At 68.9% G+C, this 17,130-nt stretch carries 16 protein-coding genes; 15 read left to right on the forward strand and 1 reads right to left on the reverse strand.

What is annotated here, in order from left to right:
• From manB to manA, 3 genes are all read left to right on the forward strand, one after another.
• On the forward strand, window positions 1–1,030 hold a 1,030-nt coding region (gene manB, locus A5711_RS14575; RefSeq protein WP_067947629.1), incomplete at its 5' end, for a phosphomannomutase/phosphoglucomutase.
• Window positions 1,027–2,127 carry a TobH protein gene (locus tag A5711_RS14580; RefSeq protein ID WP_067947637.1) on the forward strand — a complete coding sequence of 367 codons (1,101 nt, stop codon included), beginning with the start codon at window positions 1,027–1,029 and terminating at the stop codon, window positions 2,125–2,127. The genes manB and A5711_RS14580, both read left to right, overlap by 4 nt.
• An 8-nt stretch (window positions 2,128–2,135) precedes the next feature.
• Entirely contained in the window at window positions 2,136–3,362 is a 1,227-nt protein-coding gene (gene manA / locus A5711_RS14585) for a mannose-6-phosphate isomerase, class I (protein ID WP_067947638.1), read from the forward strand.
• Here manA and A5711_RS14590 read toward each other — a convergent pair.
• Window positions 3,340–4,716 carry an NAD(P)/FAD-dependent oxidoreductase gene (locus A5711_RS14590; RefSeq protein ID WP_197520093.1) on the reverse strand — a complete coding sequence of 459 codons (1,377 nt, stop codon included), beginning with the start codon at window positions 4,714–4,716 and terminating at the stop codon, window positions 3,340–3,342. The two genes, manA and A5711_RS14590, sit on opposite strands and share 23 nt — an antisense overlap.
• 99 nt (window positions 4,717–4,815) lie before the next feature.
• Between A5711_RS14590 and A5711_RS14595 the strand changes: the two genes are divergently transcribed.
• From A5711_RS14595 to hpf, 12 genes are all read left to right on the forward strand, one after another.
• Window positions 4,816–6,324, forward strand: a complete 1,509-nt coding sequence (locus A5711_RS14595; RefSeq protein WP_067947640.1) for an APC family permease — start codon at window positions 4,816–4,818, stop codon at window positions 6,322–6,324.
• Between the two features lie 103 nt (window positions 6,325–6,427).
• Window positions 6,428–7,669 (forward strand): alkane 1-monooxygenase, encoded by a 1,242-nt coding sequence (locus A5711_RS14600; RefSeq protein ID WP_067947641.1) that lies wholly within the window; start codon window positions 6,428–6,430, stop codon window positions 7,667–7,669.
• Window positions 7,666–7,893, forward strand: a complete 228-nt coding sequence (locus A5711_RS14605) for a rubredoxin (protein WP_067947642.1) — start codon at window positions 7,666–7,668, stop codon at window positions 7,891–7,893. Before A5711_RS14600 ends, A5711_RS14605 begins: the two co-directional genes overlap by 4 nt.
• A complete protein-coding gene (locus A5711_RS14610; protein WP_066956259.1) occupies window positions 7,890–8,072 on the forward strand; it encodes a rubredoxin in 183 nt (60 codons plus the stop codon). Before A5711_RS14605 ends, A5711_RS14610 begins: the two co-directional genes overlap by 4 nt.
• Window positions 8,073–8,140: 68 nt before the next feature.
• On the forward strand, window positions 8,141–8,737 hold the full coding sequence (locus A5711_RS14615) for a TetR family transcriptional regulator (protein ID WP_156673457.1): 597 nt from the start codon (window positions 8,141–8,143) through the stop codon (window positions 8,735–8,737).
• A 106-nt stretch (window positions 8,738–8,843) separates the two neighbouring features.
• A complete protein-coding gene (ahcY, locus tag A5711_RS14620; RefSeq protein WP_067947643.1) occupies window positions 8,844–10,316 on the forward strand; it encodes an adenosylhomocysteinase in 1,473 nt (490 codons plus the stop codon).
• 92 nt (window positions 10,317–10,408) lie between these two features.
• Window positions 10,409–11,098 carry a dTMP kinase gene (locus tag A5711_RS14625; RefSeq protein WP_067947644.1) on the forward strand — a complete coding sequence of 230 codons (690 nt, stop codon included), beginning with the start codon at window positions 10,409–10,411 and terminating at the stop codon, window positions 11,096–11,098.
• A gap of 80 nt (window positions 11,099–11,178) precedes the next feature.
• Complete coding sequence (gene mtrA, locus A5711_RS14630) at window positions 11,179–11,865, forward strand: two-component system response regulator MtrA (RefSeq protein ID WP_046187325.1); 687 nt, start codon at window positions 11,179–11,181, stop codon at window positions 11,863–11,865.
• A 49-nt stretch (window positions 11,866–11,914) separates the two neighbouring features.
• Window positions 11,915–13,588 (forward strand): MtrAB system histidine kinase MtrB, encoded by a 1,674-nt coding sequence (mtrB, locus tag A5711_RS14635; protein ID WP_082953600.1) that lies wholly within the window; start codon window positions 11,915–11,917, stop codon window positions 13,586–13,588.
• Entirely contained in the window at window positions 13,588–15,345 is a 1,758-nt protein-coding gene (gene lpqB, locus A5711_RS14640; RefSeq protein WP_197501119.1) for an MtrAB system accessory lipoprotein LpqB, read from the forward strand. The genes mtrB and lpqB overlap by 1 nt, the downstream gene beginning before the upstream one ends.
• Before the next feature lie 96 nt (window positions 15,346–15,441).
• Window positions 15,442–16,083, forward strand: coding sequence for a ComF family protein (locus A5711_RS14645; RefSeq protein ID WP_067947647.1), 642 nt, complete (start codon window positions 15,442–15,444; stop codon window positions 16,081–16,083).
• A 323-nt stretch (window positions 16,084–16,406) separates the two neighbouring features.
• Window positions 16,407–17,075, forward strand: a complete 669-nt coding sequence (gene hpf / locus A5711_RS14650; protein WP_067947648.1) for a ribosome hibernation-promoting factor, HPF/YfiA family — start codon at window positions 16,407–16,409, stop codon at window positions 17,073–17,075.
• Window positions 17,076–17,130: the final 55 nt, after the last annotated feature.

A 17,130-nucleotide genomic window follows, 5' to 3' on the forward strand; every position in this document is an offset into this window, starting at 1 on the left:
GGTCGGCGCCGAGAGCGGCCTGCGCATCATCAGCGAGGACGTCATCGCCGGCGTCGAGCGCTATGACGGACCACCCGGAACCGTCACCGACCGCGACGTGCTGGACGACTACGGGACGTTCCTGCGTTCGCTGGTGAACACCTCGGGGCTGCGTCCCTTGCGGGTGGCCGTGGACGCCGGCAACGGCATGGCCGGCCTCACCGCGCCCGCGGTGCTCGGCGCGATCGACTCAATCACCTTGCTGCCGTTGTACTTCGAGCTCGACGGCACGTTTCCCAATCACGAGGCCAACCCGCTCGACCCGGCCAACCTGGTCGACCTGCAGAAATACGTCGGCGCCGTCGGTGCGGACATCGGGCTGGCCTTCGACGGGGACGCCGACCGATGCTTCGTCGTCGACGAACGCGGCCGGCCGGTGTCGCCCTCGACGGTGACCAGCCTGGTGGCCGCCCGGGAACTGGGCCGCGAGATCGGCGCCACCATCATCCACAACGTGATCACGTCGCGGGCCGTGCCCGAGCTGGTCACCGAACGCGGCGGCACGCCGCTGCGCTCGCGGGTCGGACACTCCTATATCAAGGCGATGATGGCCGACACCGGCGCCATCTTCGGCGGCGAACACTCCGCGCACTATTACTTCCGCGACTTCTGGGGCGCGGACTCCGGAATGCTCGCCGCGCTGTACGTGCTGGCCGCCCTCGGCGAGCAGGACCGGCCGTTGTCGGAGCTGACCGCCGACTACCAGCGCTACGAATCGTCGGGCGAAATCAACTTCACGGTGGCGGACGCCGCGCTGTGCACGGAGGCGGTGCTGAAGTCCTTCGGCAGCCGGATCCACTCCATCGACCACGTGGACGGGGTGACGGTCGACCTGGGCGACGGCAGCTGGTTCAACCTGCGCAGCTCCAACACCGAGCCGTTGCTGCGGCTCAACGTGGAGGCGCGCAGCGCCGAGGATGTCGACGCGGTGGTCGCCCAGATCAGCGCGCAGATCCGCGCGCAGTCGGCGCCCGCCGGGGCCGCGCCGTGAGCGCGGTCCGGGCGATCGATCTGGAGGACACCGAGGGCCTGCTGGCCGCCGACCGGGATGGCCTGCTGCGCTCGGCGTCGTCGGCCGGCGCGCAGGTGCGCGCGATTTCCGCCGCCGTCGACGAGGGCGCGCTGGACCCGTTGCGGGCCGACGACCGACCGCGCAGCCTGATCTGGGTCGCCGGCCGCGGGGCGGCCGAAACCGCCGGCGCCATGGTGGCCGCGACGGTGGGCGGTGCGGCGTCCGAGCCGATCGTGCAGACCGCCGAGGTTCCGCCGTGGATCGGCCCGCTCGATGTGCTGATCGTCGCGGGCGACGATCCCGGCGACCCGGCGCTGGTCAGCGCCGCCGCGACCGGGGCGCGCCGCGGGGCGCGGGTCGTGGTCGTCGCGCCGTACGAGGGCCCGCTGCGGGATGCCACGGCCGGCCGGGCCGCGGTGCTGGCGCCACGGCTTCCGCTCCCCGACGAATTCGGGTTGTGCCGCTACCTGGCCGCCGGCCTGGCCGTCGTGCAAAGCGTGGACCAGCGGCCCAGCATCGACCTGGGTGCGCTGGCCGACCAGTTGGACGCCGAGGCGCTGCGCAACAGCGCGGGCCGTGAGCTGTTCACCAACCCGGCCAAGACAATCGCCGCGCGCATCGCCGACCGACAGGTCGCGCTGGCCGGGGACTGCGCCGCGACGCTGGCGCTGGCCCGGCACGGCAGCTCGGTCCTGCTGCGCATCGCCCACCAGGTGGTCGGCGCCACCGGATTGTCGGACGCCGTCGTCGCGCTGCGCGCCGGGATCTCCGGCGGCTTCCTGGATCCCGCCGAGGCGCTTTTCCACGACGAACAGATCGACGGGCCGCTGGCCCCGCGCCCGCTGGTGCTGGCCCTCACCCTGTCTGCCGAACAGCCGATCGTGGCGGCCCGGACCGCGGGGCTCGACGACGTCTATCTGCTGGCCGCCGAAGACGTGCCCGACGGTCCCGGCGGCTCGGCGGGTTCGACGGTCGCGCCGGCGTTGGGTGGCGCCATCAGCGCCGAGCAGCAACTGGCAGTATTGGCCGTTCGACTGGAGATGGCCGCGGTTTACGCGCGACTGGTGCGGGGATAGATAGAACAGTGGAACTGCTTCGCGGAGCCTTGAGGACCTACGCCTGGGGATCGCGTACCGCCATAGCGGAGTTCACCGGGCGTTCGGTTCCGGCCGCCCATCCGGAGGCCGAGCTCTGGTTCGGCGCGCATCCGGGCGACCCTGCCTGGCTGGAAACCGGCGCCGGCGCGGAGTCCCTGCTCGACGCGCTGGTCGCCGACCCGGAGGGGCAGCTCGGCCCGGGGGCGCGCGCCCGGTTCGGTGACGTGCTGCCGTTTCTGGTCAAGGTCCTCGCGGCCGACGAGCCGCTGTCCCTGCAGGCCCACCCGAGCGCGGCGCAGGCGGCCGAGGGTTACCTGCGCGAGGAGCGGCTGGGCATTCCGCTGTCCTCCCCGGTGCGCAACTACCGCGACACCTCTCACAAACCCGAGCTGCTGGTGGCGCTCCAGCCGTTCGAGGCGCTGGCCGGATTCCGGCCGGCGTCGCGCACCGTCGAGCTGCTGCGGGCCCTGGCCGTCTCCGACCTCGACCCCTACATCGAGTTGCTCAACGACCAGTCCGACGCCGACGGACTGCGCGCGCTGTTCACCACCTGGATCACCGCACCGCAGCCCGACATCGACGTGCTGGTGCCGGCCGTGCTAGACGGTGCCATCCAGTACATCAGCTCGGGCGCAACGGAATTCGCCGGCGAGGTCAAGACGGTGCTGGAGCTGGGGGAACGCTATCCGGGCGACGCCGGGGTGCTGGCGGCCCTGTTGCTGAACCGCATCACCCTGGCCCCGGGCGAGGCGATCTTCGTGTCGGCCGGCAGCCTGCACACCTACCTGCGGGGTTTCGCCGTCGAGGTCATGGCCAACTCCGACAACGTGTTACGGGGCGGCCTGACCCCCAAGCACGTCGACGTCCCCGAGCTGCTGCGGGTGCTCGACTTCGCGCCGACCACCGAGGCGGAGGTGCGAGCACCCGTTCACCGCGAGGGCTTCGGCCTGATCTACGAGACCCCGGCCGACGAGTTCGCGGTCGCGTTGCTGGAGCTCGACGGCGACTATCTGGGCCACGAGGTCGACGCCTCGTGCAGCCACGAGGGTCCGCAGATTCTGCTGTGCACCGAGGGCTGCACGACCGTGCACGGCAAGTCCGGATCGCTGACGCTGCAACGGGGGATGGCCGCCTGGGTGGCGGCCGACGACGCCCCGATCCGGCTGGTCGCGCGCGAGCCCAGCAAGCTGTTCAGGGCGACTGTAGGGCTGTAACGGCCCGCCGGTCCTTCGCGGCCTGACGGCGCTCGCCCAGCCACAGCCGCAGGTTGTGGGCGATGGTCCGGCCGACGATGCGCGGCGGCGGAACCATATAGAGGCTGTCGAGTAGCGAAAAGCGGCGCAAAAACCATTCCGCCAGAACCGGATCGGTTTCGGCGGCCCCCAGGAACTGGTCGAACAGCGCGCCGGAGGGCCGCCACCACCACGGGATGGGCCCCTTGGTGTCGGCGTGGTGGAAGGTGACGTCGCCGATCGCGTTCATCGTCCACACCGGAAACGTGCTCTTGGCCGTCGCTCGGTTCAGCGCGGCGGCCACCTCGTCGTCCGGCAGTTGCAGGGCGCGGCGCAGGTGACCCGCCTGCAGTGAGGTCATCGTCATGCCCTGCCCGAAGGTGGGGTTGAAGCTGGCGACGGCGTCGCCGAGGGGGATGATGCCTGCCGGTAGGCGGTCCAGCTTGTCGTAGCGGCGCCACTTGCTGGCCGGGAAGGCGTGGAAGGCCGGCTCCCCGATCGGGTCGGCCTGCTTCAGCGCCGCGCTCACATGGGGCGGGACCAGCTCCTCAGCCAGTTCCAGCATCTCGGGAAAGGTCTGCGGCGGTTTGACGCTGGCCACCCCGAAGGTGGTCAGCACCCAGGTCCCGTCCTCGTAACACAGCATGCCCAGCCCCAGCGACTTGTCGTGCGAGGCGCCGGCGACCACCACCTTCTCGGCGATGAGACCGTCGGGGATGCGGAACTGCTGGGTCGCGTAGTAGATGCCGATGTCGAGTAGGTCTTCCCTCGGCCGCTCATATCCCCACTGCGTCAGCCACGTCGGCAGCCGGGTGCCCCGGCCCGCCGCGTCGACGACGAGGTCCGCGGCGACGAATTCCGGGTCCCCGCCGTCGACGGGGTCCAGCAGCACCCCGGTCACCCGCTGGCGCGCCGGGTCGAACCGCGGTTCGGCCACGGAGCGGCGCATCATCGCGACGTTGTCGGTGTCGCGGACGCGTTTGCGCAGCTGCCACTCGAGGTGTGGTCGGCTGGGCACGTACGCGGTGAATTCGTCGCGCAGGGTGTGCCCCGTGCCGAGCACGTGGCCGGCGGCGCCGAGGTGGATGCAGTCGGGCCGGTTCTCCAGCATGGGCACGCCCGCGGCCACCATGTCCTGCAGCAGCCCGGGGAACAGGCTCTCGAACTCCATTGCGCCGCGGGCCATCAGCATGTGCAGGTGCCGGTCCTGCGGGACCGTCGTGCGGTTCGTCGGTGTGCTCGGCAGGTCGTCGCGTTCGTAGACGGTGACGCGCGAATACGCATCCGAGAGCACCCGCGCGGCGCACAGTCCGGCGATGCTTCCCCCGATGACCACAGCATGGTCCCTGGTGTTTGCTTTGGTGTCCGGCATCTCGGCAGAGTACCCAGTACTGTCACGGACCAATGGGTCCCAGTGAATGGGAAAGGGCGGCGGATGGCCAACCGATGGCGCATGAAGTCGGTCGAACAATCGATCGCCGACACCGACGAGCCAGACACCCGGCTTCGCAAGGAGCTGACCTGGTTCGACCTGGTCGTTTTCGGGGTCGCCGTGGTGATCGGCGCCGGAATCTTCACCGTGACCGCGTCGACGACCGGCGACATCACCGGGCCCGCGATCTGGATTTCGTTCATCATCGCCGCGGTCACCTGCGCGTTGGCGGCACTGTGTTACGCGGAGTTCGCCTCGACGCTGCCCGTCGCGGGCAGCGCCTACACCTTCTCGTATGCCACCTTCGGGGAGTTTCTGGCCTGGATCATCGGCTGGAATCTGCTGCTGGAGCTGGCGATCGGCGCGGCCGTCGTCGCCAAGGGCTGGTCGAGCTACCTGGGTAACGTGTTCGGATTCGCCGGCGGCACAACCAGCCTCGGGTCTTTCGACCTGGACTGGGGCGCGCTGCTGATCGTCGCGGGGGTGGCCACCCTGATCGCCCTGGGCACCAAGCTGTCGTCGAGGTTCTCCGCCATCATCACCGGCATCAAGGTCTCGGTGGTGCTGTTGGTCGTCGTCGTCGGTGCCTTCTACATCAAGACCTCCAACTTTTCGCCGTTCATTCCCAAGCCCGAAGCCGGGCACGAAGCCTCGGGCGTGAACCAGTCGGTGCTCTCGCTGATGACCGGCGCGCACAGCAGCCACTACGGCTGGTACGGCGTGCTGGCCGGCGCATCGATCGTGTTCTTCGCGTTCATCGGGTTCGACATCGTCGCCACCATGGCCGAGGAGACCAAGCGGCCGCAGCGCGACGTCCCGCGGGGAATCCTGGCGTCGCTTGCGATCGTGACCGTGCTCTACGTGGCCGTCTCGGTGGTGCTGTCCGGGATGGTCTCCTACACCCAGCTCAAGACCCTCCCCGGCCACAAGCCGGCGAACCTGGCCACGGCGTTCACGGAGAACGGAATCCACTGGGCCAGCAAGATCATCGCGATCGGGGCGCTGGCCGGGCTGACCACCGTGGTGATGGTGTTGATGCTCGGCCAGTGCCGGGTGCTGTTCGCGATGGCGCGCGACGGGCTGTTGCCGCGGCAGCTGGCGAAGACCGGCACGCGCGGCACCCCGGTGCGGATCACCGTGCTCGTCGCGCTGGTGGTGGCCCTCACGGCGTCGGTGTTCCCGATCGCCAAGCTCGAGGAGATGGTCAACGTCGGAACGCTGTTCGCGTTCATCCTGGTCTCGGCCGGCGTCATGGTGCTGCGCCGCACCCGCCCGGACCTCGAGCGCGGCTTCCGGGCCCCCTGGGTTCCGGTCCTGCCGATCGCCTCGATCTGCGCGTGCGTGTGGCTGATGCTCAACCTCACCGCGCTGACCTGGGTGCGGTTCGGCGTCTGGCTGGTGGTGGGAACCGCGATCTACGTGGGCTACGGATACCGGCATTCGGTCCAGGGCCGCCGCGAGTCGGAGGGGGTCGAAGCGCCCGCGGGCGCCGAGCCCGACACCGTGCCCTAGGCGGATTGCCCTTTACAAAAGTACGTCTGGTGTCTAGACACGAGACGCATATGGCGATATTGTCAATCTCCAACGTGGTGTGACTCACAAGGAGGTTTGGCATATGACCACACTGGAACCGCAGGTGACGTCCGAAGCGGCCGAGCCGCCTGTCTGGCGGGACAAGAAGCGGCGCCTCTGGCTGATGGGTCTGATCGCCCCGACGGCGCTGTTCGTCATGCTGCCGATCGTCTGGGGCCTCAACCAGCTCGGCTGGCACGCCGCCGCGCAGGTGCCGCTGTGGATCGGGCCGATCCTGCTCTACATCCTGCTGCCGATTCTGGACCTGCGGTTCGGGCCCGACGGGCAGAACCCGCCCGACGAGGTGATGGAGCAGCTGGAGAACGACAAGTACTACCGCTACTGCACCTATATCTACGTTCCGTTCCAATACCTCAGCGTGGTCTTCGGCGCCTACCTGTTCACCGCCTCGAACCTGCACTGGCTCGGCTTTGACGGCGCGCTGGGCTGGGCGGGCAAGCTGGGCCTGGCGCTGTCGGTCGGCGTCCTCGGCGGCGTGGGCATCAACACCGCCCACGAGATGGGGCACAAGAAGGACGCGCTGGAGCGGTGGCTGTCCAAGATCACCCTGGCGCAGACCTGCTACGGCCACTTCTACATCGAGCACAACCGCGGCCACCACGTGCGGGTGTCCACGCCGGAAGACCCCGCGTCGGCCCGCTTCGGGGAGACGTTCTGGGAGTTCTTGCCGCGCAGCGTGTTCGGCAGCCTGCGCTCGTCGCTGCGGCTGGAGGCCCAGCGAATCCGCCGGCAGGGGAGCAGTCCGTGGAACCCCAAGACATATCTGTCCAACGACGTGCTGAACGCCTGGCTCATGTCGGTGGTGTTGTGGGGGGTGTTGATCGCGGTCTTCGGCCCGGCGCTGATCCCGTTCGTGATCATCCAGGCTGTCTTCGGCTTCAGCCTGCTGGAGGCCGTCAACTACCTGGAGCACTACGGGCTGCTGCGGCAGAAGAGTGGCAACGGTCGTTACGAGCGCTGCGCTCCGGTGCACAGCTGGAATTCCGACCACATCGTCACCAACCTGTTCCTGTACCACCTGCAGCGGCACAGCGATCACCACGCCAACCCGACCCGCCGCTACCAGACGCTGCGCAGCATGGAGGGCGCGCCCAACCTGCCGAGCGGGTACGCATCGATGATTTCGCTGACCTACATCCCGCCGCTGTGGCGCAAGGTGATGGACCACCGGGTGCTGGAGCACTACGACGGCGACATCACCAAGGTCAACATCCACCCGCGGATGCGCGGCAAGGTGCTGGCGCGCTACGGGGTGCCGGCATGATCGCCTACCGCTGCCCAGGTTGCGACTACATCTACGACGAGGCGAAAGGCGCCCCGCGGGAAGGCTTTCCCGCGGGCACGCCTTTCAGCGACATCCCCGACGACTGGTGTTGCCCCGATTGCGCGGTGCGCGAGAAGGCCGACTTCGAGACGTCGTCCGGCGACGATGCAGCCGCGCAAGCGGGTGAGGAGGAGCCGGACAATTGGATAGGAGTGAATCAGTGACCGACTACAAGCTCTTCATCTGCGTGCAGTGCGGCTTCGAGTACGACGAGGCCAAGGGCTGGCCGGAAGACGGCATCGCCCCCGGGACCCGCTGGGACGACATCCCGGAGGACTGGAGCTGCCCGGATTGCGGCGCCGCGAAATCCGACTTCGAGATGGTGGAGATCGCCCGTTCGTGATCGCCACGAACGCGATCGAAGAACCGGAAACCGTCGCGAAAGCGGCTATTGTCGCGCCTGTGAAGCGGATGCCGTACCCCGAGGCGTCGCGCGTCCTGTTGCGCGACTCGGTGCTGGACGCCATGCGCGAGCTGCTGGGCACCCGCGACTGGTCGGCCATCACGCTCTCGGACGTGGCCCGCGCGGCGGGCATCAGCCGGCAGACCATCTACAACGAGTTCGGCTCGCGGCAGGGCCTGGCGCAGGGTTACGCCCTGCGCCTGGCCGATCGCCTGGTCGACGCGGTCGGGGCAGCGATCGACGCCAACGTCGGCAACATCTACGAAGCGTTCCTGCAAGGCTTTCGCGCCTTCTTCGCGGAGTCGGCGGCCGACCCGTTGGTGATCTCCCTGCTGACCGGTGTCGCCAAGCCGGACCTGCTGCAGATCATCACCACCGACAGCGGACCCATCATCACGCGGGCGTCCGAACGGCTGAGTGCGGCATTCACCCAAAGCTGGGTGGCCACCAGTGACGAGGACGCCGGCGTGCTCGCGCGGGCCATCGTGCGACTGGCGATGAGCTACGTGTCGATGCCGCCCGAAGCCGACCACGATGTGGCGGCGGACCTGGCGCGGCTGATGACGCCGTTCGCGGAGCGTCACGGCGTCGTCAACGTGCCCTGACGCCTGCTGCCCCCGCGGCCCCCGACTACAGTGGCGCAAGAGCGCATAGCGCATACCTAAGCTAAGTAATCCTCTTGGACCCCAAGCCGCAGAAGGAATGAGATTTATGACGACGACCGAAAGTTCGCTGACCGCCGACGTCCGCAACGGCATCGATTTCAAGGTCGCCGACCTGTCGTTGGCGGACTACGGTCGCCGGGACATCGAGCTCTCCGAGCAGGAGATGCCGGGTCTGATGTCGCTGCGCCGCGAGTACGCCGAAGTGCAACCGCTCAAGGGTGCGCGGATCTCGGGCTCGCTGCACATGACCGTGCAGACCGCGGTGCTCATCGAGACCCTCGTCTCGCTGGGCGCGCAGGTGCGGTGGGCGTCCTGCAACATCTTCTCCACCCAGGACCACGCCGCCGCCGCGGTGGTCGTCGGCCCGCACGGCACGCCCGAGGAGCCCAAGGGCGTCCCGGTGTTCGCCTGGAAGGGCGAGACGCTGGAGGAGTACTGGTGGGCCGCCGAGCAGATGCTGACCTGGCCCGACGAGCCGGCCAACATGATCCTCGACGACGGCGGCGACGCCACCATGCTGGTGCTGCGCGGCGCGCAGTACGAGAAGGCCGGCGTGGTGCCCCCGGCGGAGGATGACGACCCCACCGAGTGGAAGGTCTTCCTGGAGCTGCTGCGCAAGCGCTTCGAGACCGACAAGGACAAGTGGACCAAGATCTCCGAGTCGGTCAAGGGCGTCACCGAAGAGACCACCACCGGCGTGCTGCGCCTGTACCAGTTCGCCGCGGCAGGCGACCTGGCCTTCCCGGCGATCAACGTCAACGACTCGGTGACCAAGTCCAAGTTCGACAACAAGTACGGCTGCCGGCACTCCCTGATCGACGGCATTAACCGCGGCACCGACGTCCTGATCGGCGGCAAGAAGGTGCTGGTCTGCGGCTACGGCGACGTGGGCAAGGGCTGCGCCGAGTCGGTCAAGGGCCAGGGGGCGCGCGTCGTCGTCACCGAGATCGACCCGATCAACGCCCTGCAGGCCCTGATGGAGGGCTACGACGTCGCGACGGTCGAGGACGCGATCGGCGAGGCGGACATCGTCATCACCGCCACCGGTAACAAGGACATCATCACCCTCGAGCACATGAAGGCGATGAAGGACTACGCGGTGCTGGGCAACATCGGGCACTTCGACAACGAGATCCAGGTCGCGCAGCTGGAGCGCTCCGGCGCCACGAAGACCAACATCCGCCCGCAGGTGGACGTGTGGACGTTCAAAGACAGCGGCAAGTCGATCATCCTGCTCTCCGAGGGGCGGCTGCTGAACCTGGGTAACGCGACCGGCCACCCGTCGTTCGTCATGAGCAACAGCTTCTCCAACCAGGTGATCGCCCAGATCGAGCTGTGGACCAAGAACGACGAGTACGACAACGAGGTCTACCGGCTGCCCAAGCACCTCGACGAGAAGGTGGCCCGCATCCACGTCGAGGCGCTCGGCGGCAAGCTGACCAAGCTCACCAAGGAGCAGGCCGAGTACATCGGCGTCGACGTTGACGGCCCCTACAAGGCCGACCACTACCGCTACTGAGGGTGCCCCGCTGCCGAACGTGAAACTAGTTTCACGCTCGGCAGCGAGTGTGAAAATAACTTCACGCTCGTCGGCCCGATAGGCTCGGCGCCGTGCTGATCGCGATCGAGGGAGTGGACGGCGCGGGCAAGCGGACGCTGTCCGACGGACTGCGCAGAGCCTTCGAGGCGGCCGGAAAGTCGGTGGCGATCGTGGCGTTCCCGCGCTACGGGAAATCGGTGACCGCCGACGTCGCGGCCGAGGCCCTGCACGGCCAGCACGGTGATCTCGCGTCGTCGGTGTATGCGATGGCGTTGCTGTTCGCGCTCGACCGGGCCGGCGCCGTCGAGGACATCGAGGCCCTGCGCCGCGACCACGACGTGGTCATCATGGATCGCTACGTCGCATCCAACGCGGCCTACAGCGCCGCGCGCCTGCACGAGGACGCGGGCGGGGCGGCGGCCGCCTGGGTGCTCGAGCTGGAGTACCGGCGGCTCGGGCTGCCCGCCCCCGACTGGCAGGTGCTGCTCGCGGTGCCGGCCGAGCTGGCCGGGCAGCGCGCCCGCAGCCGGGCGCAGTCCGACCCGGGGCGGCCGCGCGACAGCTACGAACGCGACCACGAGCTGCAGCTGCGCACGGGCGCCGTCTACGCCGAACTGGCAGCCGCGGGCTGGGGGGGACCCTGGCTGGTCGCCGACGCGGAGGTCGACCCGGACCGGCTGGCCGCCAGCCTCACCGGCGCCAAAGAGGTCCCCGCAACCGCCCGGAAGGGCACGGCGGGGGCCTCGAGCACGGGAATTTGACCGAATTTGCATCCATATTTGCGGCTCGGCGCAAGAAACGCCCGTGTGGCGCGCCGGGTTTGTCCCGATCTGGTGACACCATGGACTCCATGAGGCAAAGGATTTTGGTCGTCGATGACGACGCTTCGCTGGCCGAGATGCTCACCATCGTGTTGCGTGGGGAGGGTTTCGACACCGCGGTCATCGGTGACGGCACCCAGGCCCTGACTGCGGTGCGCGAACTGCGCCCCGATCTGGTGTTGTTGGACCTGATGCTGCCGGGCATGAACGGCATCGACGTCTGTCGCGTGCTGCGCTCCGATTCGGGCGTGCCGATCGTGATGCTCACCGCCAAGACCGACACCGTGGACGTCGTCCTCGGCCTCGAGTCAGGCGCCGACGACTACATCATGAAGCCGTTCAAGCCCAAGGAGCTGGTGGCCCGGGTGCGGGCGCGGCTGCGGCGCAACGACGACGAGCCGGCCGAGATGCTGTCCATCGCCGACGTCGAGATCGACGTGCCGGCGCACAAGGTGACCCGCAACGGCGAGCAGATCTCCCTGACGCCGCTGGAATTCGACCTGCTGGTCGCGTTGGCGCGCAAACCGCGGCAGGTGTTTACTCGTGATGTGCTGCTCGAACAGGTGTGGGGCTACCGTCACCCAGCGGACACCCGCTTGGTGAACGTGCATGTCCAGCGTCTGCGGGCCAAGGTTGAGAAAGACCCTGAGAACCCGACAGTGGTGTTGACCGTTCGAGGAGTGGGTTACAAGGCCGGACCTCCGTGATCCGCATCGGAGACGATGCAGAACGGAGTGATGCTGAGGAGCGCCGTCATTGATCTGGGGCTCCCGGCGACGCACTCGGAGCCGTTGGGGGCGCTCCGGTCCCATGACTCGCGGCATGGGTGCGGTGAGTCGAGCCGTTGCGGTTGCGTGGCGCCGGTCGTTGCAGCTGCGCGTCGTGGCGCTGACGCTCGGGTTGTCCCTGGCGGTGATTTTGGCGCTCGGCTTCGTGTTGACTTCTCAGGTCACCAATCGTGTGCTGGACGTCAAGGTCAAGGCCGGCATCGAACAGATCGAGCGCGCGCGCACCACCGTCGGCGGGATCGTTAGCGGCGAGGAGACGCGCTCGCTGGACAGCAGCCTGCAGCTGGCCCGCAACACGTTGACGTCCAAGACCGACCCCGCGTCGGGCGCCGGACTGGCCGGCGCGTTCGACGCGGTGCTGATCGTGCCGGGCGACGGGCCGCGCGCGGCGACCACGGCCGGGCCCGTCGACCAGGTGCCGAATTCCCTGCGCGGCTTCGTCAAGGCCGGGCAGGCGTCGTACCAGTACGCCACCGTGCACACCGACGGATTCTCCGGTCCGGCGCTGGTCATGGGCACGCCGGCGTCGTCCCAGGTGGCCAATTTGGAGCTGTACCTGATCTTCCCGTTGAAGAACGAGCAGGCCACCATCACGCTGGTGCGCGGCACCATGATCACCGGTGGCGCCGTGCTGCTGGTGCTGCTCGCCGGGATCGCGCTGCTGGTCTCGCGCCAGGTGGTGGTGCCGGTGCGGTCGGCGTCGCGGATCGCCGAACGCTTCGCCGAGGGCCACCTGTCCGAACGGATGCCGGTGCGCGGCGAGGACGACATGGCCCGGCTCGCGGTGTCGTTCAACGACATGGCCGAGAGCCTGTCCCGCCAGATCACCCAGCTCGAAGAGTTCGGCAACCTGCAGCGCCGGTTCACCTCCGACGTCAGCCATGAACTGCGCACCCCGCTGACCACCGTGCGGATGGCCGCCGACCTCATCTATGACCACAGCGCCGACCTCGACCCCACGCTGGCGCGGTCCACCGAGCTGATGGTGAACGAGCTGGACCGGTTCGAGTCGCTGCTCAACGACCTGCTGGAAATCTCCCGGCACGACGCCGGTGTGGCCGAGTTGTCCGTCGAGGCAGTGGATCTGCGCACCACCGTGCAGAGCGCGCTCAGCAACGTGGGCCACCTGGCCGAAGAGGCCGGCATCGAGCTGCTCGTCGACCTGCCCGACGAGGAGGTGATCGCCGAGGTCGACACCCGGCGGGTGGAGCGGATCCTGCGCAACCTGATCGCCAACGCCATCGACCACGCCGAACACAAGCCCGTGCAGATCAGGATGGGCGCCGACGAGGACACCGTCGCCGTCACCGTCCGCGACTACGGGGTCGGGCTGCGGCCCGGCGAGGAGAAGCTGGTGTTCAGCCGGTTCTGGCGGGCCGACCCGTCGCGGGTGCGCCGGTCCGGCGGCACCGGGCTCGGCCTGGCGATCAGCGTGGAGGACGCGCGCCTGCACCAGGGCCGGCTCGAGGCGTGGGGCGAGCCGGGCGAGGGCTCGTGCTTCCGGTTGACACTTCCGCTGGTTCGCGGCCACAAGGTCACCACCAGCCCGCTGCCCATGAAGCCGATTCCGCCGACCGCCAACACCGGCCCGCAGCCGAAAGACCGTTCGCACCAACGTGAACACGCCGAGAGGAGCGGGTGATGCGGCGCCTGCTCGGGTTGTTGCTGCTGGCGGTGCTGCTGGGCGGCTGCGCGGGCGTGCCCAGCTCGTCGGCGCCCCAAGCCATCGGCACCGTCGAGCGGCCGGCACCGTCGAATCTGCCCAAGCCCACGCCGGGCATGGACCCCGACGTGTTGCTGCGCGAATTCCTCAAGGCCACAGCCGATCCCGCGAACCGGCATCTGGCGGCCCGGCAGTTCCTCACCCAGTCGGCATCCAACGCGTGGGACGACGCCGGTAGCGCGCTGCTGATCGACCACGTCGTGTTCGTGGAAACACGTGCCGCCGAACGGGTTTCGGCGACCATGCGGGCGGATATCCTCGGCTCGCTGTCGGACATGGGGGTGTTCGAAACCGCCGAGGGGGTGTTGCCCGACCCGGGCCCGATCGAGTTGGTGAAGACGTCGGGCGGGTGGCGGATCGACCGCCTGCCCAACGGAGTCTTCCTGGACTGGCAGCAGTTTCAGTCCACCTACAAGCGCAACACCCTGTACTTCGCCGATCCGACCGGCAAGACCGTGGTCCCCGACCCGCGCTACGTCGCGGTCGCCGACCATGATCAGTTGGCCACCGAGTTGGTCTCCAAGATGATCGCCGGGCCGCGGCCGGAGATGGCCCACACGGTGCGCAACCTGCTCGCCCCGCCGCTGCGGCTGCGTGGACCGGTGACGCGGGCCGACGGCGGCAAGAACGGGATCGGGCGCGGCTACGGCGGCGCGCGCATCGATCTGGAGAAGCTGTCCACCACCGATCCGCACAGCCGGCAATTGCTTGCCGCGCAGATCATTTGGACCCTGGCCAGGGCCGATATCCGCGGGCCGTACGTCATCAACGCCGACGGCGCACCGCTGGACGACCGGTTCGCCGAGGGGTGGACGACCTCCGACGTCGCCGCCACCGACCCGGGCGTGGCGGACGGGGCGGGCGCCGGGCTGCATGCCCTGGTGAACGGCTCCCTGGTCGGCCTGGACGGACAGCGCATCAGCAACGTGCCGGGGGCCTTCGGGCGGATGGGGGATCAGACCGGGGCCGCGCTGTCCCGCAGCGGGCGGCAGGTGGCGTCCGTCGTCACGCTGCACCGCGGCGCGCCGGACGAGGCGGCGTCGCTGTGGATCGGTGACCTCGGTGGCGAAGCGGTTCAATCCGCCGACGGGCACAGCCTGTCGCGGCCGAGTTGGTCGTTGGACGACGCGGTCTGGGTGGTGGTGGACGGCAACAACGTGCTGCGCGCGATCCAGGAGCCGGCGTCGGGCCAACCCGCCCGCATCCCGGTCGATTCCGTCGCGGTGGCCACCCGTTTCCCGGGGCCGATCACCGACCTGCAGCTGTCCCGCGACAGCACGCGCGCCGCGATGGTGATCGGCGGCCAGGTGATCCTGGCCAGCGTCGAGCAGACCCAGGCCGGCCAGTACGCGCTGACCTACCCGCGGCGACTCGGCTTCGGGCTGGGCAACTCGGTGGTGTCGCTGTCCTGGCGAACCGGCGACGACATCGTGGTGACCCGCACGGACGCCAGCCATCCGGTGTCATACGTCAACCTCGACGGGGTGAACTCCGACGCGCCCGCCCGGGGCCTGCAGATGCCCGTGATCACGGTCGCGGCCAACCCGTCCACGGTTTACGTCGGCGCTCCGCAAGGGGTGCTGCAGTATTCGGCGGCGGCGGCCGAAAGCCAACAGGGCTGGTCGGAGGTGCCGGGGTTGACGGTGTTCGGCGCGGCGCCGGTGCTGCCGGGCTAGTGGCGATCGCAAGCGCGGCGTAGCCGGGCGAAGCGGGTCGCCACCATAGGCTGAGACAGCCAAGGCCATGTCGGTCCCGGCCGCGACACTGGCCCCATGCTCGACCTCATCCTGCCGCTGCAGTGCGGCGGCTGCGGGGCGCCGTCGACCCGCTGGTGTGACGCGTGCGCGCGGGAGCTGTCGGTGGCCGCCGACCAACCGCACGTGGTGAACCCCCGGATCGACCCGCAGGTGCCGGTGTTCGCCCTCGGCCGCTACGCCGGCGCGCGCCGGCAAGCCATCCTGGCGCTCAAGGAGCAGGGCCGCGGCGACCTCGTCGGGCCGTTGGCGGTTGCGCTGGCCACCGGCGTGCACCGGTTGCTGACGTGGGGGATCGTCGAGACGCCGCTGACCGTCGTGCCGGCGCCCACGCGTCGTTCGGCGGCGCGCCGGCGCGGCGGCGACCCGGTCACCCGGCTGGCGCGCACCGCGCTCGCCGGCCACCCGGCCATCGCGGTCGCCCCGGCGCTGCGGATGCGGGCGCTGGTTCGCGACTCGGTGGGCCTCGACGTGGCGGCCCGTGAGCGCAACGTCGCGGGCCGGGTGGTGCTGCGCGGAACACGGCGCCCCCCATCGGACGCCGAGGTCTTGATTGTCGATGACATCGTCACCACCGGGGCGACGGCCCGCGAGTCGGTGCGGGTGCTGGACGCCGCGGGCGTCCGGGTGACCGCCGTGCTGGCGGTCGCTGTCGCGTGAGGCTGTGTGGTCGCCAAGCGGATGTGAAGAACTCGCAACAGCTCAGCGAAATTACTGGCATGGCGAGGCGAACACGAGCTAACGTCGAGAACAACGTTAACCAACTCACTGGTCTGCCTCACTGGTCGCGACATTCCCAAAGTTGAGACCCCACTCGCGGGAAGGGGTGAGTATTCGACACCTTGCATCGGCGAGCACTCTGCGGCGGTGACTTCTTCTAAGGACCGCTCTCCCACCTCGTCGGCGCGTCGTTAGCAAGCCGGGCACGCAGGGCGCGTGCGACGTGAAAGAGAAACGAGTTGTCACGTATGTCAAGGCTATCCGTGGATTCCGGTCAGATTCTCGACCAACCGCCGACGCAAACCGACGGCCAACCTCAACCGACGACCACTGCCGAAGTCGTTTTCAAGGGCCGCAATGTAGAAATTCCCGACCACTACCGTCTGTACGTCTCCCAGAAACTTGCCCGCCTCGAGCGGTTCGATCGCTCCATCTATCTCTTCGATGTCGAGCTCAAACACGCGCCCAATCGGCGCCAGCGCAAATCATGTCAACGCGTGGAGATCACCGCCCGCGGCCGCGGTCCGGTCAGCCGGGCGGAGGCCTGCGCCGACAGCTTCTATGCGGCGTTCGAGTCCGCGGTGGACAAACTCGAGAACCGGCTGCGCCGCGTCAAGGACCGGCGCAAGGTCCACTACGGCGACAAGACGCCGGTGTCGCTGGCCGCCGCCACCGCGGTCGTGCCGCCGCCGCGGCAGGAACGCATGGCGGAGCCGCCCGCCGACCATGACGGCGCCGACGCCGGCCACGAGCCCGGGCGGATCGTGCGAACCAAGGAGCACCCGGCCACGCCGATGACGGTCGACGACGCGCTCTACGAGATGGAGCTCGTCGGGCACGACTTCTTCTTGTTCCACGACAAGCAGACCGAACGGCCGTGCGTGGTCTACCGCAGGCACGCCTACGACTACGGGCTGATCAGGCTGTCGTAAGGTTCGGCGGCCTCTGCGGGGTTGTCACCTACCATGGGAGTCGCTCAAGAGAAGA

The organism is Mycobacterium sp. E2238, from assembly GCF_001672665.1.
Classification (GTDB): domain Bacteria; phylum Actinomycetota; class Actinomycetes; order Mycobacteriales; family Mycobacteriaceae; genus Mycobacterium.

Coding starts and splice junctions, on each gene's coding strand:
- A5711_RS14595 (WP_067947640.1), top strand. CDS start 4,816: ATGGCCAACCGATGGCGCATGAAGTCGGTCGAACAATCGATCGCCGAC.
- A5711_RS14600 (WP_067947641.1), top strand. CDS start 6,428: ATGACCACACTGGAACCGCAGGTGACGTCCGAAGCGGCCGAGCCGCCT.
- A5711_RS14605 (WP_067947642.1), top strand. CDS start 7,666: ATGATCGCCTACCGCTGCCCAGGTTGCGACTACATCTACGACGAGGCG.
- A5711_RS14615 (WP_156673457.1), top strand. CDS start 8,141: ATGCCGTACCCCGAGGCGTCGCGCGTCCTGTTGCGCGACTCGGTGCTG.
- ahcY (WP_067947643.1), top strand. CDS start 8,844: ATGACGACGACCGAAAGTTCGCTGACCGCCGACGTCCGCAACGGCATC.
- mtrA (WP_046187325.1), top strand. CDS start 11,179: ATGGACTCCATGAGGCAAAGGATTTTGGTCGTCGATGACGACGCTTCG.
- lpqB (WP_197501119.1), top strand. CDS start 13,588: ATGCGGCGCCTGCTCGGGTTGTTGCTGCTGGCGGTGCTGCTGGGCGGC.
- A5711_RS14645 (WP_067947647.1), top strand. CDS start 15,442: ATGCTCGACCTCATCCTGCCGCTGCAGTGCGGCGGCTGCGGGGCGCCG.